Below are 14754 nucleotides of genomic sequence, written 5' to 3' on the forward strand. Positions count from 1 at the left end.
GTATGGTGACAGCTTAGGAGTCGCCACCTGCTGTACCGGTGGTACCGCGGTTGACATCATCAAGGCCGTACTTGGCAAACGCCGAGGAGGCGGTGCCTTCTTCTACGTCGCCAGATTCTTCCAGCATCTGCAGGGCGCGGACGACCACAGAGTGGGTGTCAATCTTGAAGTAGCGGCGTGCGGCGGCGCGAGTTTCGGAGAATCCGAAGTCATCGGCACCCAGGGTTGCGAACTCATTGGGCACGTACTGGCGGATCTGGTCCGGCAGCAGTGTCGCAAAGTCGGTCGTGGCCACAACCGGACCCTCGGTCTCAGACATCACCTGGGTGATGTAGGGGACCCGTGGTTCGGCGTCTGGGTTGGTGATGCGTTCACGTTCTGCGGCTACGGCATCGCGGCGCAGTTCGTTCCAGCTGGTCACCGACCAAACATCAGCTGATACGCCCCAGTCATCGGCGAGCACTTCTGCGGCTTCGATGACCCACGGCAGTGATACGCCCGAGCCGAACAGGTTGGCCTTTGGCCCGCCAATATCGGAGGTTGAGTAGCGGTAGATACCCTTCAGCAAGCCATCAATGTCCATGTCTTCTGGTTCTGGCTGGTGGGTGATCGGCTCGTTGTACACGGTGATGTAGTACATCACGTTGCGTACGTGATCGCCCATATCGTGATCGCCATACATCTCGTGCAAACCGTTGCGCATGATGTGGGCGATCTCGTAGGAGAACGCCGGGTCGTAGTGCTTCACGCCGGGGTTGGTGCCAGCCAGGATCGGTGAGTGACCGTCCATGTGCTGGGTTCCTTCACCGGCAAGGGTGGTCCGACCGGCGGTTGCACCGATCACGAAGCCACGGGTCAGCTGGTCGGCGGCAGCCCAGAAGCTATCCCCGGTGCGCTGGAATCCGAACATCGAGTAGAAAATGTAGATCGGGATCATGATTTCGCCGTGAGTCGAGTACGAGGTACCCGCAGCGGTCATGGCCGAGGTTGCACCGGCTTCGTTAATGCCCACGTGCCAAAGTTGTCCTTCGGTGGATTCCTTGTAGGACAGCAGTGCTTCACGGTCCACCGACATGTAGTTCTGGCCGCGTGGGTTATAGATCTTGGCCGTTGGGAAGAACGAGTCCATACCGAAGGTACGGGCCTCATCCGGAATAATCGGCACAATTCGCTTGCCGATATTCTTATCGCGCATCAAGTCACGCAGCAGACGAACAAATGCCATGGTGGTGGCAATTTGTTGCTTGCCCGAGCCTTTGCGGGAGTGCTTATAGGTGGACTCCGGTGGCATCTGCAGTGGATGGTACTTCTTGCGACGCTCTGGGACATATCCGCCAAGTTTCTGACGGCGTTCCTGGAGGTACTTGATCTCGGGAGCATCCGCACCGGGGTGGTAGTACGGCATGGCGTGCTGATCTTTTTCGATCTCTTCGTCCGAGACGGGGATGCGGTGACGATCGCGGAAGAGTTTGATCTCGTCGATCGTCATTTCTTTCATCTGGTGCGTCGCGTTGCGGCCCTCGAACGTGGTCCCCAGACCGTAGCCCTTAATGGTGTGGGCCAAAATGACGGTCGGTTTGCCATTGGATTCGGTCGCAGCCTTGTAGGCGGCGTAGACCTTCTTGTAGTCGTGGCCACCGCGCTTGAGCTTCCAGATGTCTTCATCAGACATGTCGGCTACCAGTTCCTTGGTGGTCGAAGACCGCCCGAAGAAGTGTTCGCGGACGAATCCGCCGTCTTCGGCCTTATAAGTCTGGTAGTCGCCGTCAGGGGTTTCGTTCATGACGCGCACGAGTTCACCGGTGTCATCGGCTTCCAGTAATGGATCCCACTCACGACCCCAGAGGACTTTGATGACGTTCCAGCCGGCGCCGCGGAAGGTGGCTTCGAGCTCCTGGACGATCTTGCCGTTCCCGCGAACCGGACCGTCGAGACGCTGGAGGTTACAGTTGATGACAAAGGTCAGGTTGTCCAACTTGTTCTGCGCAGCAATATGCAGTGCACCGCGGGATTCTGGCTCATCCATCTCGCCGTCACCAAGGAATGCCCAGACGTGCTGCTGCGAGGTGTCTTTAATGCCGCGGTCATGAATGTAGCGGTTGAACTGGGCTTGGTGGATCGCGTTGATCGGACCAATACCCATCGACACGGTCGGGAACTGCCAGAAATCGTCCAACATTTTTGGGTGTGGATACGATGGCAGACCGTTTGGTGCCTGGGACTTTTCTTGACGGAAGCCGTCGAGCTCATCTTCACTCAAGCGACCTTCGAGGTATGCGCGAGCGTAGTTCCCGGGAGAGGAGTGACCCTGGAAGAAAATCTGGTCTCCGCCGCCCTCGTGATCTTGACCACGGAAGAAGTGGTTCAGGCCAACTTCATACAGGGTTGCTTGGCCGGCGTAGGACGAAATGTGGCCACCAACGCCAACACCGTCACGCTGTGCGCGCTGCACGATGGCAGCTGCGTTCCAACGCAAGTAGTTGCGATAGCGACGCTCTAATTCCTCGTCACCTGGGTAGTCCGGTTCCTGATCGGCCGGAATGGTGTTGACGTAGTCGGTAGTCGTCACCATCGGTACGGCAACAGATTGTGTGCTCGCACGCTGCAACAGTTGGCGCATGATGTACTCAGCGCGCTCTGTTCCGGCGATATCTACCAGACTGTCAAAAGACTCAATCCATTCAGATGTTTCTTCAGGATCTTTATCGGGTGCGTGGTCGGTCAAACCACTTCGGATGTCATAGCTCTCTTCGGCTGTGCTCACAGTGACCTCTTTCTTTCACTAACGACATCTTGTCAGGTCGTCATCGGTACGCATTCGACGTTGTGCGCTCAAATGCGTCATGTCAAAGGGATCTCATCAGGATTCTACCCCTCAACGGCAAGTGGGCGCCGAAATTCGGTAGTTCGTAGTTCAGTTGAAGGATATGTCACTGCATGCTAACGACACAGTATGATGTCTACATGTTGCTAATGTCTCAAGAATTTTGAAAAATAGAATCCAACGTATTGAATAAGGAGTGTTGTGAGCAACTCGTCATCTGGTAAGAACCCAGATAACAATCATTTTATTGGCGAACTCGAACTAGCAGTTGGAGATGTCATCCAAGAACTCGGATGGGATGAAGACATCGACTTTGAGTTTCGAAACGGGCTCGAGGATGCCCTCGGTGAGGAATTCCTGACCGAAGAAGACCAAGAGCCAGTTGATGCTGTGCTGCTGTGGTGGCGCGAGGACGATGGAGACATCACTGAGCTCACGGATGCTCTCGTTGATGCCACCACGAATCTGGACGACAATGCTCCAATCTGGTTGCTGATCCCGCGGTCTTCACAACCTGGCCATGTTTCGCCCATGGACGTGTCTGAATCTGCACACGTTGCGGGTCTTCGTGCGACCGTCACCGCTGGGGTTTCCGAAGACTGGCTCGCCACTCGCATAGAGCGACGCGTGTAGTGACGACACCGGCCCTACGAGATCAATACGGTCAACACTGGCCGTGCCCTCCGATAGAGGGGCCGGATGAGCCTGCCTCGGACAAGACATGGCTAATCTTCATTCCTGGTGCGTATACGCCCGTGTGCATGTCGGAATTAGAACACGTTGCGACACTGGCAGACACTCTGGCCGATGAAGGAGTCGCGGTGCGGCTTATCGCACCCGACTCCGCGCCGGTGCTGCGCATGGTCTGTGACCAACTGAGTCTAACTGTGCCGTTTCTCAGCGACTTTTGGCCCCACGGCGCGGTCGCAAGTCACTACGACGTGCTGGACACCACCACGGGCCGACCCAAACGGGTCAGCCTGTTGGTGGATCGTTCAGGTGAAGTTCTCGAAACCATTGAATCGACCGCTGGCAGTCGCAATATGGATGACCATCTCTCCGTTTTGCACAATGAAAAATAATGGGCTACTATTGAATCTTGTTGCGCAGCGAACATCGCAAGCGCAAAGGGTCTTTAGCTCAGCTGGTAGAGCAACTCGTTTACACCGAGTAGGTCATCGGTTCGATCCCGGTAGGACCCACATAATAATGTAAGCCCCACTTCGTGAATGCCAACGAAGTGGGGCTTTCACGTTGGCGTAATTTGCACACGATTCAGCCTTGAATTCCGTGGAATCGGTGAGCCACACGTGGTCGCCGTGTAGGTCTTGCTAGACGGTGGGCGATTGGCTCGCACCAAGAACTCTCGGGGAACTCATAAAACTTTGGGACACTTCAAGGAATGGTGTGGTTAGGATGAGTTTGGCGGGCTTTGGCCAGCAAATTGCCTAGGAATGCTTTCGCTGGCACGTGCTCACGTTTAGGCGTGTGCATATAATCGCGTGCTGGATACGATGGCGTGACGTGAGCCATGGCCTGGGGAACGCCACTGCTGATATTGTTTGTGATCAAAGTAAGTCTAACCAAGGGCCCTAAGGCCATCGTCACAAGAAAAATAGTGGCCGAAATAATAGGCCATTCGTGTCAGCGCTGATTCAGCCCGTGAAAATATGGTGACATACAACATGAAAAGGGAGGCAATGATGAGCGTATCGGAAAGCCTCAATCGGGGGACAGCTCTAGCGATGGGGTTCAAAGTTCCTCGCCGTCGCACGGCGAGCCAGAAGAAGTACGTCAAGGAGAGCTGGTCAACGGTGGGCAACGCCCTCAGTCAGTCAGCGGCGAAGGTACAGAAGACGACGCCTTAGAGCCTGGTGCTAGCGCGTCTTATTTTGAATCTCACAGTGGCCCATTACCTCACCCTGCTCTCCTAAGAGGTTACGGTCAGGTTGGCTCAGATTTCCCGGAGCGCATCATGCGCATGGCCGAAACTGAGTTGGAAACAAAAACGACTATTGACAAGCGATCCGCGTTAGCTGATTCCGTCGCAACGGTAGTTGGAATGATTGGGTTTCTCGTTCTGGTGCTTTTGGCATCGCCGGAGCATTTATTGGCGGCGTGCTGATGGATAGAAGGCATTCTGGCTATTGACTCTGCCAGCACTCTCCGGGATTCCTAGAGTCATTGAAGCCGTTAAGGGAAAATCTCCGAACAACGGATCTGAATAGGTATTTGAATACGAAAACAACCGCCCCGTCGACTACTCTTGTAAGTGATGGGGCGTACAACCCTGGGGTCAGACTTCTCGAGAGCTGAGCGACAACAAAAGCATAGCTAGTACTATGCCGGTCGTCGCGCCATAGTCGGCCCGTGCGATTCACGTCCTATTTTTCTTAAGGCGCATGCTCACTTCGAAATGTATTCTCAAAAATCGTGAAATCCCGATTCTGCTTGTTCATACGTGACCGCTGCGTCCACTCTTACCTAGTTGCTGTCAGGCTCGAGTCGATGACCTACTCGGAGTAAGCGAGTTGCTCGCTGTCGAACTCTGAGTAGGGCACCTGGACGAACAGCCGCTCTCCGATTGGGACATCAAAGAACTCGCCCGAGTTCGTTCGGTCCTATTACAAGCAAATCACGTTGCGTTTTCGTTTACCGCCCAGGACGTGATCTAGATGGGCAGAGCACCATGGATCGGTACGTCACAGGCCGCCGAGGACGAGGCCGCGATTGCCGCTGCGATCGCTAAAACGGACGTGGCACATCTCACCCACCGAGTGTTTCCGACACTGTCGGGTGGTGAAAAGGCGCGGGTCTCCTTGGCGAGGATCTTGGCCCAGGGAACGCGCATCGTCATGCTCGATGAACCCACAGCGGCACTGGACCTGCGTCACCAAGAAGAAGTCCTGCAAATTGCCAGGGCCATTGCCCTCCAGGGTCATGCCGTCATTGTTGTCCTGCACGATCTTTCACTGGCTGCCGCTTATGCCGACACGATTGCCATGATCGATCACGGTCAGCTGGCAGCTACCGGCAAACCAGACCAAGTGCTTACTGAACGGCGGATCGAAGAAATTTATGGAACCTCGGTGCGGATCATTGCTGACCCCGACACCCAACGACCGGTAGTGCTTCCGCGCCGGGAATTATAGCGTCGGTTCCATTTTATAGACCGGGTGAGCGACGTGCATGCAGAATCATCACAAGCGCAGCATGCACGTCGTTCGCCCTTCCTCTTGAAGGTGAACAAATCCGCGCAGTTCACCAACTGTTCAGATTCCCCTGGTTAAATTCGGAGATCGGTCCATGTAATTTCGGCCCTGACGGTGCACAATGTAACTAGCGTCATTATCAGGTTGCAGTAACTAAGGAGTATGCCTTGTTCGAAGAACTCGTCCCAGATCAGCCTCGACAGAATCTGCGGGAATTCATCGACACCCTACGTGAGGGCGGCTACGACGTCATTGACGGGCATACTCCAGACCCTGATCTGATTGACCCGATGGGCAAAGCCGTCGAAACGTGGCGTGAAAATTACCCGTATTCCGAGCGGCTCTCTCGCGAAGAGTATGAGCTGGAAAAGTACTACTTACAGATCGAATTGTTGAAGCTGCAGTACTGGGCTGAAGATACGGGCAAGAAAATTATTGTGGTCTTTGAAGGTCGTGATGCCGCAGGCAAGGGCGGGACGATTCAGCGTTTCACCGAGTACATGAATCCGCGCACAGCACGCACGGTGGCATTGAATAAACCAACCGAGCGTGAATCCGGTCAGTGGTATTTCCAGCGCTATATCAACCATTTTCCCACGGCGGGGGAGATCGTGATGTTTGACCGGTCTTGGTATAACCGCGCCGGTGTGGAACGGGTGATGGGCTTTAGCAACGAAGACCAGTACGCCACGTTTATGAACCAGGCCCCTGTACTGGAAAAACTCTTGGTCGATGATGGTTTTGCGTTGATCAAGTTCTGGTTCTCGGTGACACAAACCGAGCAGCGCACACGTTTTGCTATTCGCCAGCTGGATCCGGTGCGCCGCTGGAAACTGTCACCGGTGGACTTGGAAGCTCTGGATCGGTGGGAAGCCTACACTGAGGCCAAAGAACTCATGTTCCTGCATACTGATACGGATCATGCACCGTGGATTACCGTGAAATCCAATGATAAGAAGCGTGGCCGTATTAATGCGATGCGCTACTTTTTGAGCCAGTTCGAATATGAGGGCAAAGACCATGACGTCGTTGGCGTCCCAGATCCACTCATCGTCATGCGCGGACGGGACGCCGTAGGGGACTAGCAGTCGAAATGCGGCGTTAGATCCACATAGCTGGGTCGACGTATTCTGCGGGGTCAACTGCTGGTTTGGCTTCTTCTGCGCCACGGCGGTGGCGCACTTTGGCAGGAATGCCGGTTGCAATCGAGTCTTCCGGCGTATCTTTCACGACCACCGCATTTGCCCCGACAGCGCTGCGTGCACCAATCACTACGGGACCAAGAATCTTCGCACCGGCACCCACAACGACCTCGTCTCCCAAGGTTGGGTGACGTTTCTTCTTCTCCAAGGACTGCCCACCGAGGGTCACGCCGTGATAGAGCATGACGTCATTGCCAATTTCGGTAGTTTCACCGATCACAACGCCCATGCCATGGTCAATAAAGAACCGGCGCCCAATATCAGCACCCGGGTGGATTTCAATGCCGGTCAGCGCCCGGTTCAATTGGGAAAGTAACCGTGCAGGGGTTTTGAGGGGCTCCTTTTGCCACAACTTGTGGGCAATACGGTGCATCCATACAGCGTGGAGCCCGGTATAGGCCGTGGTCACCTCAAAGGTGCTACGTGCTGCGGGGTCCCGGTCTTTCGCGGCCTGAATGTCCTCTTGGACGCGGCGTATGATTCCCAATGTATCCCTTTCAAGAAGAAGTGTTGTTGTAAGGCTCAACACGGATGGTGCTCAGATTATTCTATGTGCACGCCTGACTTGGCGTTAAGGCTTAAACGATTCTGCCTTCGGTAGTCATGACATACCGAAGGCAGAAGCTCGTGGGTTGTATATTAGCCGCGAATGTCTTCGTAGAGCACTGTGGAAATGTAGCGTTCTCCGAAGTCAGGGATAACCGCTACGATGAGTTTTCCTTCGTTTTCTTCCTTCTTGGCTTCTTCAAGTGCGGCTGCGATCGCTGCACCGGAAGAAATACCACCAAGGATGCCCTCCTTTGTGCCCAGCAGACGCGAGTTCTGCACGGATTCTTCAAGGGTAGCTGCATACACAGAGGAGTACAGTTCGGTATCGAGTACTTCAGGCACGAAGTTCGCGCCAATACCCTGGATCTTGTGTGGGCCGGGTTTGCCGCCGGACAGGATCGGTGAATCGGCTGGTTCAACAGCGACGATTTCGATATCCGATTTTTGTTCTTTCAGGTAGCGACCTGCACCGGTCAGCGTGCCGCCGGTACCAATGCCAGATACAAGAATGTCGATGTTACCGTCGGAAGCTTCCCAGATTTCTGGGCCGGTGGTGGTGTAATGAATGTGCACATTGGCTTCATTGGCAAACTGCTGAGCCAGAATCGAGTTGTCTGTTTCTTCTACGATCTGTGCCGCCTTGTCGACTGCACCACGCATGCCATCGGCGCCCGGCGTCAGCACGATCTCGGCACCGTAGGCCCGCAACATGACACGGCGTTCATTGGACATGGTTTCCGGCATGGTGAGCACGACGCGGTAACCACGTGCGGCACCGACCATCGCCAGGGCAATGCCGGTGTTACCGGAGGTACCTTCGACAATGGTGCCACCCGGACGGAGTTTGCCGGCCTTTTCGGCCGCATCAACAATCGCAACACCGATACGGTCTTTCACAGAGTTTGCTGGGTTGTAGAACTCAACTTTGACAGCAACATCAGCCGGCAGGCCTTCTGTGAGTCGGTTGAGACGAATCAGTGGAGTCTGGCCGACTGCCTGGGTGATGTTATCGAGCATCTTTGCCATCTGTGGATCATCCTTTACGGGGTGCAAACTTTAAAAAACAGATTTCGTGTTTAACAATAAGAGTTCGTGACGTCGCGCGTATTTAATTTAGCCACGCAGAGTAATGTTTGCGCACGTTTGCCAGTTTAGGGTTAATCACAACCTGACAGTATCCCCACGCTGGGTTCTTCTGATAGAAGTTTTGATGTTGATCTTCTGCTGGCCACCAGGTGGCGTCCTCTTCGATCGAAGTGACAATCGGATCATCCCAATATTGCTGGTGCCGGTCGATAGCTTCGGCGAAAAGCTTTCGGTCTTCGTCTGACTGGGGGAAGAGTGCCGACCGATACTGTGGCCCTACATCAGCACCCTGGCGATTTAGCGTGGTGGGGTCATGCGAAGCAAAGAGCATGTCCATAATTGTGTCTGCGTCAATAACGTCCTGGTCGAAAGTCACTTTGACCGCTTCCGCGTGGCCCGTCGTCCCAGTAGAAATCTGTTCATATGTTGGATGATCGGTGTGTCCACCAATGTAGCCGGACTCCGACTCGACGACCCCTTTGGTTTGTCGATAAACAGCGTCCTGACACCAGAAGCAGCCACCCCCAACAATTAGCGTTCTCAGGTTCGTGTCGGCTTGGTTTTCCTGCTGTGAGTTCATACTTGCTCACGCTACATCATATCTCGCTACTTCGCCTAGATCATGCGGAACACTAGCGACTTTTGCGGTGAATACTGGTGCAAAATATCGTTCAAAATACGACTGATCGAATCAACAGCTGCACAGTGAAAATCAAATCTCAAAACCTCCATGGAGAGAATATGGAGAGCTTTGAACGCATTTTGTTTTTCGACTTCTTCACGTTCGCGGACACTCTCAGGTCTGAAAGCAGTCACAGGAAGGAAACTGAGGGGAATATCGGTGGTGAGGGCTTGTCTAAAAATTGGGGAACGCGGGAAAACGGTTCCTGGAAAACCGGAGAACGAAAATTGCAGTCCTGATGCTCCTGTAGGGACTCATACGGAAAGCTACGACAGCTCTTCGCGACAGCTGCAACGAAAGCGGCCTCTGTTAATGTACTCAAAGATAAATGGCAGAACCTGTCGAAGAAGATCATCACCAGGTGCGACGGTTATGAAATCCTCACGGTTGACCACCTCGCCACGCTATACTTCGATAATTTATTTGAAATTAGACGAGTTTGAAATGCCAATACAGGGATCCGCCTTCTCGTCACAAGCAATATATGAATCATCTGAATCCTCTAATAGGTCAAACGTTGATCATAGACTGTTCAGTAGGGCTACTCACTGGATCGGTACAGGCCGTTGTCCAGCCAAACGGGAAGATGATGGCAGTTGCTCACGAATGCCGAAGTATCCTTGTCGGACTGTTCCAATATGCTGCAAGCGACAAAATCATTCTGGGGCGGCTTGCTCTTCAGTCAGCGCCTTTGCAAATAGCCTGCCACAAAGGTGCCATCCTTTCTGGTGACAGGGCCAACCCACCTGATATCCTGCGACCCCAGTCGTTGCGCAGCTTCCCTCTGTCTTGCCGCAATGCGCTCCTTTCCATCGCTGTAGGCGACGGTCATAGCCGCTTCGATGTCCTCTACGTTGTCCTCGTGATCATCCAGATCAACCAGAGCATTTTCCAAGGCTTCGATAGCCATCTCAGCAGTCTTGGTAGCGCGACGCATAGTATCAAGCATGTGCTGTTGGCCCTGGGCGGCGTAGTTTCCCGTCAATAGGTAACGATGTACGTCTACGGATGGTTCTGGAAACTCAGTGAATAGCATTGCCAACAATTCACCATGCTCCATCAGCTTGATCCCATAGTGTTCTTGCATCCAATCTCTGGCTGCTTCAAAGTCAGGGGTGTTGTCGGTGGCCAGAATGTCAGCCTCGCCGGTAATCGCGGTGGCCAGGATATGGGTGCCCCCGTCATCAACGCCTGTCCGCTGCTTACGAAGCTTCTCTACGTCAGTATCGGACACATCGATGTTCGCATCGGGGTGATATGACTTCATGGTCTGGACGAATTGGTGGCAGGCTTCTGCATTTCGGGACTTCTTGCGTAGATTCTTCTCCACTTCATGAAGTAGCGAATCGCTCCAGATGAGTTTTATGTCTGGGTGTTTGCCGAGGTGTAGAAAATAGTTCGACAAAATGCGTGAAATGAGTCCATTGGCATCAATAACGATGCTCGGCACTTAGTCGTCAATACCCATCTCATCCCAGAGCTCAGCGAGTTTCTGGGCGTCTGGGTTCTCGCGGTACTTTTTCATCGTTTGCTGTGACTCAATCTCTCGCGCCGTGATGCGGTGATGTGTGCCAACTTTGTGCGCTCGTACTTTACCTTCGTGAATGAGGCGGCTTAGATGTGCCCGAGAAATGCCAAGAAGCTTTGCCGCTTTGGTGGTCGTATATTCCTTGGCAGACTCCACTACGGCTACATCGTGACCTTGACGCTGTGCCTCTAAAATCTTCGCAAGTTTCGCAGCATTTTCGGCCTGGAGTCGAATTTCGACGACCTTATCGCCTCGATCAATGCTTTCGCGGATACCCTCTGGACCACTGACTGCTGGACTCGTCATGACACACCTCCAAATGTTTACGTGTCATAAGTCTACCAAAATGTGCAGTTATGTCACTTATAATCCGAGGTTTTTACAGTTAGCAGTCCGGTGGACCGGACCGTCCGAAACTTCACGTATGCGCGAATCATCAACACTGGCAGACTCCTATTGGGAGCTCTCATCGCCGCGGAGCTGAATGCAACGGACCCGATTCACCCTTGATCTGTTCAAAAACCCAGGTGGGGTGCCCAACGACAACAACGTCCCGATAACTGATCTGGTTGTCGGAACATTGTGCTATTCGGGTCGCTTGCTGTGAAAATGCAGGCGAGCGTGGTGACGCGGGTGCGTCCTGACAGCAGAAGCAGCCACCTCCAATAATTAGCGTTCGAAGATTGCCATTTTCTTGTGCACCATGTTGTTTGCTCATAACACTTGCAGGGTGCAGCACCGTCAAGTTAGTCCGATAGCAACGCGAACGCTCGACGGTGCGGACTTACGGGCTGGGAGTTCCTGCCCGAATTACTAGAGTATATACTCGATTAACGGTAGTATTGATACCAAGCGTGCCACCGGCACAGCTGGACCATGTGAAGCAGGCGAAGAAGGTAAGGAGCCGGCCAGTGTCCGAATCCCAGTTGACTGTCAGCGTAGATTCCAAAGGAGCCCCCATCTTCACCCTGGTAGGGGCCATCCTCGGTCTCGTTTTGTCCCTAGTCGTGGGGCCTGTTGTTTCGTGGTTATTGGATCGATTCGATTCGGCTCCTGTCGTTCTTCGTCTCATGGACTTGACGCCGTGGTCTATACCCGTGCTGGGATTATTGGGTGCAGCGGCTGGCTGGTTTGTTTTTGCTGTCTGGGACAGTGAGGTCGGCCGTGTGGTCGTTGCCGCGGATCGTGTGCGCATCATTTCCGAAAAAGCATCGGCCGTCTTTGATCACCACGAGATCGCCGAAGTATTCATGGATAAAGACGAGCTTGTGCTGCTTGATGGTGACACCCGTGAATTATCTCGTTCAACTTCTGAGGCGAGTCTTGCGCCAAAACTCAAGCGAGCGTTCCTAACTTACGGGTACCCGTGGCGAGGGGTGACAGATCCTCGAGAAGCTGTCTATTCGGAGTGGACGGATCGCAGCGCCGATCTTTGTGGCAGTATTCATGCACTACTGCGAAAGCGTCGGCGTGCATTAGAAGACCATCGGTCAGGGGAGGCCGAGAATCTTCGCGAAGCATTGGCTGAGCAGGGGGTTGTGGTGCGTGATCGCGATAGCAAGCAGCAGCTGCGCTTGATCGCAGAGGATTAATACTTCAGTACCTTGAAGTGAGTATGCACTCGAATAACTATACTTGCTTTCATGGCTCGACCAATTGATCCCGCGCTGCGTGCGGCTAGACGGACACAGATTATCGACGCTGGTCTTACGGCGTTCGCCAAGCACGGTGCCGCAACGACAACAGCGCAAATTTGCACGATCGCTGAGATCGCATCGGGCACGTTCTTTCACCATTTTCCAACGAAAGACATGCTTGTGGTCGCCATCGTTGAATATGGGGTAACGGAGACCAAAGAATTTTTTTCTGCTCGACACACCGAGCCACCATTGCAGGTCATCACCGATTTCGTTGACCAGAATGTCGAAGAACTCGCTGACACCCGATCGGCAGGTGTTATTCAAGCCATAGCAGCCATGGTTCATCGAGCACCCATTGCTCAAGCCCTGCGTGCTCAAGAAGAAGTCGTAAAACACCTGCTAGCGTCCGTTGTGCGCAACGCGCAGGAATCGCACCTGGTTCGTGAAGACATCGATGCAGAGCGTCTCGCCGCGTGGGTGCTGCTCATTATCGATGGCTACACGGGTGCCGTCGCTGGTGGCAGTATTGACAACAGCAAGGATGCAATACTGCTGCATGAACAAGTTCGACTTCTCCTGGCTCGACAATTTTGAAGATGCCACAGGTGATTTCAAGGACTCATTGGCAGCATGCGTTGACCCAGTTCATCTGACGCCACTAGTTTAGGATGTTATGAACATCACTTGGGAGGCCCTGACCATAGACGCTGCAGATCCCGTTGAGTTGGCGCACTGGTGGGCAGAAACACTTGGCTGGCACGTAGTGGAAGCCGATCCCGCCGGAACCCAAGTTGAGAATTCCAGCGGAGGCTCGCCATCATTATTTTTTATTCCGGTAAGTGACCACAAGGTGACCAAGAACCGACTGCATCTTGATGTGTTAGCTGAAGACTATGCCGGCGCAGTCGAGGGGCTGATGGCTCGAGGCGCACAACGGGTGGATATTGGCCAACCGAAAGATGCTGGTTGGGTAGTAATGCAAGTCCCAGAAGGTAACGAGTTCTGCGTTCTCGAACCTACTGACGAGCAGGCTAGGTACGGTTGAAACCATGGTGAATTTTGGGTCAGGCTATTGTTCAGGCGCTCGGGCGCGACACGGTTTCACCACAGCTGTATTTTGGTGCTCTGGGTTGTGACATCGTTGCTGAGCGTGCCAAAATGCCGGACAAACCTGTTATTTCAAAACCTTTACCGTGCCGCTGCCGGGCTTAATGGGCAGTCAGTGTAGCCGTATTCGATTGTCCCAGAACGTTCTGGTCTTCGAGGAATTGCTCGAAGTCTGAGCGAAACGATCGGGAGAAATCAGCTGACATATGGTTCTCGTCGTAGCGCGTGACGAGGTTTCCGACCATGCTGTAGCATTGCTCATCGTCACAGATTCCCGGTGTTGGATCGTAAAATTGTGCGGGGGAGTCTTGGGCATCTGCCGCAGAAGTCAATACGGTCTGGCGACCTTCATTGGCATCATCGGCAGGGAGTGAACAAGCCTCAGCGGCGTCATCCGGATTGGTCTCCACACAGGTCGGACCGTTGAGTTTTTCAAAGTGCGGTACTTCACCGATCGCAATAACTTCCTTGCCGGAATCCTCCCATGCCCGCCACATGTCGTTGACCGTGTCGACCGCGATGCTATCGGAGTGTGCCCCCGAGACATCGTAGAATCCATGATCCGTCGGAGAACCTGCTGTGATGACCGCATCGATGTTGTCGTCCTGCCCAATTTCGGTCGACGCGTTTTGCACAAATTCTTTGCACGCTTCAGAATCAGCTTGCTCGGATCGATCACTGTCTGGTGCCGCACTGTCCAGGGGCACCGGACTGCAACTGTTCTTCGTGTAGCCCTGGATGTTCCAGTTCTCGTCCTTGCCGAGTTCATCGAGCATCGGCAGCCAAGCACGCGCGTGAGAATCTCCAATGACGGCAACCGTGTAGTTAGAGATTGCGCGGATAGGGGCTTATCGGCGCTTACCGGAAATCGTAAGGCTTGACGGTGCGGGTGTCCCACCGGTAGCGGAGTCTGGCTTCGTGGAG

14 protein-coding genes and 1 tRNA gene are annotated in these 14754 nt (G+C 53.8%); 8 read left to right on the forward strand and 7 right to left on the reverse strand.

Annotation, left to right across the window (positions count from 1 at the left end):
* Window positions 1-13 precede the first annotated feature (13 nt).
* Complete coding sequence (aceE, locus tag ACYVJT_RS13005) at window positions 14-2764, reverse strand: pyruvate dehydrogenase (acetyl-transferring), homodimeric type (protein ID WP_343958316.1); 2751 nt, start codon at window positions 2762-2764, stop codon at window positions 14-16.
* Window positions 2765-3025: 261 nt separating this feature from the next.
* On the opposite strand from aceE, the gene ACYVJT_RS13010 reads away from it, so the two are divergent.
* From ACYVJT_RS13010 to ppk2, 5 genes are all read left to right on the forward strand, one after another.
* Window positions 3026-3457: a DUF3052 domain-containing protein gene (locus ACYVJT_RS13010; protein WP_343958314.1), complete on the forward strand. Its 432-nt coding sequence runs from the start codon at window positions 3026-3028 to the stop codon at window positions 3455-3457.
* Window positions 3457-3906: a redoxin domain-containing protein gene (locus ACYVJT_RS13015; RefSeq protein ID WP_343958312.1), complete on the forward strand. Its 450-nt coding sequence runs from the start codon at window positions 3457-3459 to the stop codon at window positions 3904-3906. Before ACYVJT_RS13010 ends, ACYVJT_RS13015 begins: the two co-directional genes overlap by 1 nt.
* Window positions 3907-3953: 47 nt before the next feature.
* Window positions 3954-4026, forward strand: a tRNA-Val gene (locus ACYVJT_RS13020).
* Between the two features lie 1473 nt (window positions 4027-5499).
* On the forward strand, window positions 5500-5976 hold the full coding sequence (locus tag ACYVJT_RS13025; RefSeq protein ID WP_343958310.1) for an ATP-binding cassette domain-containing protein: 477 nt from the start codon (window positions 5500-5502) through the stop codon (window positions 5974-5976).
* 227 nt (window positions 5977-6203) lie between these two features.
* Window positions 6204-7121 (forward strand): polyphosphate kinase 2, encoded by a 918-nt coding sequence (ppk2, locus tag ACYVJT_RS13030; RefSeq protein ID WP_343958308.1) that lies wholly within the window; start codon window positions 6204-6206, stop codon window positions 7119-7121.
* Window positions 7122-7137: 16 nt separating this feature from the next.
* Here ppk2 and epsC read toward each other — a convergent pair whose 3' ends face one another.
* The 5 genes from epsC to ACYVJT_RS13055 form a co-directional block, all read right to left on the reverse strand.
* A complete protein-coding gene (gene epsC / locus ACYVJT_RS13035; RefSeq protein ID WP_343958306.1) occupies window positions 7138-7725 on the reverse strand; it encodes a serine O-acetyltransferase EpsC in 588 nt (195 codons plus the stop codon).
* 152 nt (window positions 7726-7877) lie between these two features.
* The gene (cysK, locus tag ACYVJT_RS13040) at window positions 7878-8813 is read right to left on the reverse strand and encodes a cysteine synthase A (protein WP_343958305.1); all 936 of its coding nucleotides are present in this window, start codon (window positions 8811-8813) and stop codon (window positions 7878-7880) included.
* Window positions 8814-8895: 82 nt separating this feature from the next.
* Window positions 8896-9417, reverse strand: coding sequence for a peptide-methionine (S)-S-oxide reductase MsrA (gene msrA, locus ACYVJT_RS13045; protein WP_343958359.1), 522 nt, complete (start codon window positions 9415-9417; stop codon window positions 8896-8898).
* A gap of 820 nt (window positions 9418-10237) precedes the next feature.
* Complete coding sequence (locus ACYVJT_RS13050; RefSeq protein WP_343958304.1) at window positions 10238-11005, reverse strand: PIN domain-containing protein; 768 nt, start codon at window positions 11003-11005, stop codon at window positions 10238-10240.
* A complete protein-coding gene (locus ACYVJT_RS13055) occupies window positions 11006-11389 on the reverse strand; it encodes a helix-turn-helix domain-containing protein (protein WP_343958302.1) in 384 nt (127 codons plus the stop codon).
* A gap of 605 nt (window positions 11390-11994) precedes the next feature.
* Between ACYVJT_RS13055 and ACYVJT_RS13060 the strand changes: the two genes are divergently transcribed.
* From ACYVJT_RS13060 to ACYVJT_RS13070, 3 genes are all read left to right on the forward strand, one after another.
* A complete protein-coding gene (locus ACYVJT_RS13060) occupies window positions 11995-12675 on the forward strand; it encodes a YqeB family protein (protein ID WP_343958300.1) in 681 nt (226 codons plus the stop codon).
* Window positions 12676-12726: 51 nt separating this feature from the next.
* Window positions 12727-13317 (forward strand): TetR/AcrR family transcriptional regulator, encoded by a 591-nt coding sequence (locus ACYVJT_RS13065; protein ID WP_343958298.1) that lies wholly within the window; start codon window positions 12727-12729, stop codon window positions 13315-13317.
* A gap of 79 nt (window positions 13318-13396) precedes the next feature.
* The gene (locus tag ACYVJT_RS13070; RefSeq protein WP_343958296.1) at window positions 13397-13768 is read left to right on the forward strand and encodes a VOC family protein; all 372 of its coding nucleotides are present in this window, start codon (window positions 13397-13399) and stop codon (window positions 13766-13768) included.
* Between the two features lie 163 nt (window positions 13769-13931).
* On the opposite strand, the gene ACYVJT_RS13075 is transcribed toward ACYVJT_RS13070, so the two are convergent.
* Entirely contained in the window at window positions 13932-14672 is a 741-nt protein-coding gene (locus tag ACYVJT_RS13075; RefSeq protein WP_499418464.1) for an SGNH hydrolase domain-containing protein, read from the reverse strand.
* Between the last annotated feature and the right edge of the window lie 82 nt (window positions 14673-14754).

The sequence above is a fragment of the Yaniella soli genome (assembly GCF_054782375.1).

Coding starts and splice junctions, on each gene's coding strand:
- ACYVJT_RS13025 (WP_343958310.1), top strand. CDS start 5,500: ATGGGCAGAGCACCATGGATCGGTACGTCACAGGCCGCCGAGGACGAG.
- cysK (WP_343958305.1), bottom strand. CDS start 8,813: ATGGCAAAGATGCTCGATAACATCACCCAGGCAGTCGGCCAGACTCCA.
- ACYVJT_RS13055 (WP_343958302.1), bottom strand. CDS start 11,389: ATGACGAGTCCAGCAGTCAGTGGTCCAGAGGGTATCCGCGAAAGCATT.
- ACYVJT_RS13065 (WP_343958298.1), top strand. CDS start 12,727: ATGGCTCGACCAATTGATCCCGCGCTGCGTGCGGCTAGACGGACACAG.
- ACYVJT_RS13070 (WP_343958296.1), top strand. CDS start 13,397: ATGAACATCACTTGGGAGGCCCTGACCATAGACGCTGCAGATCCCGTT.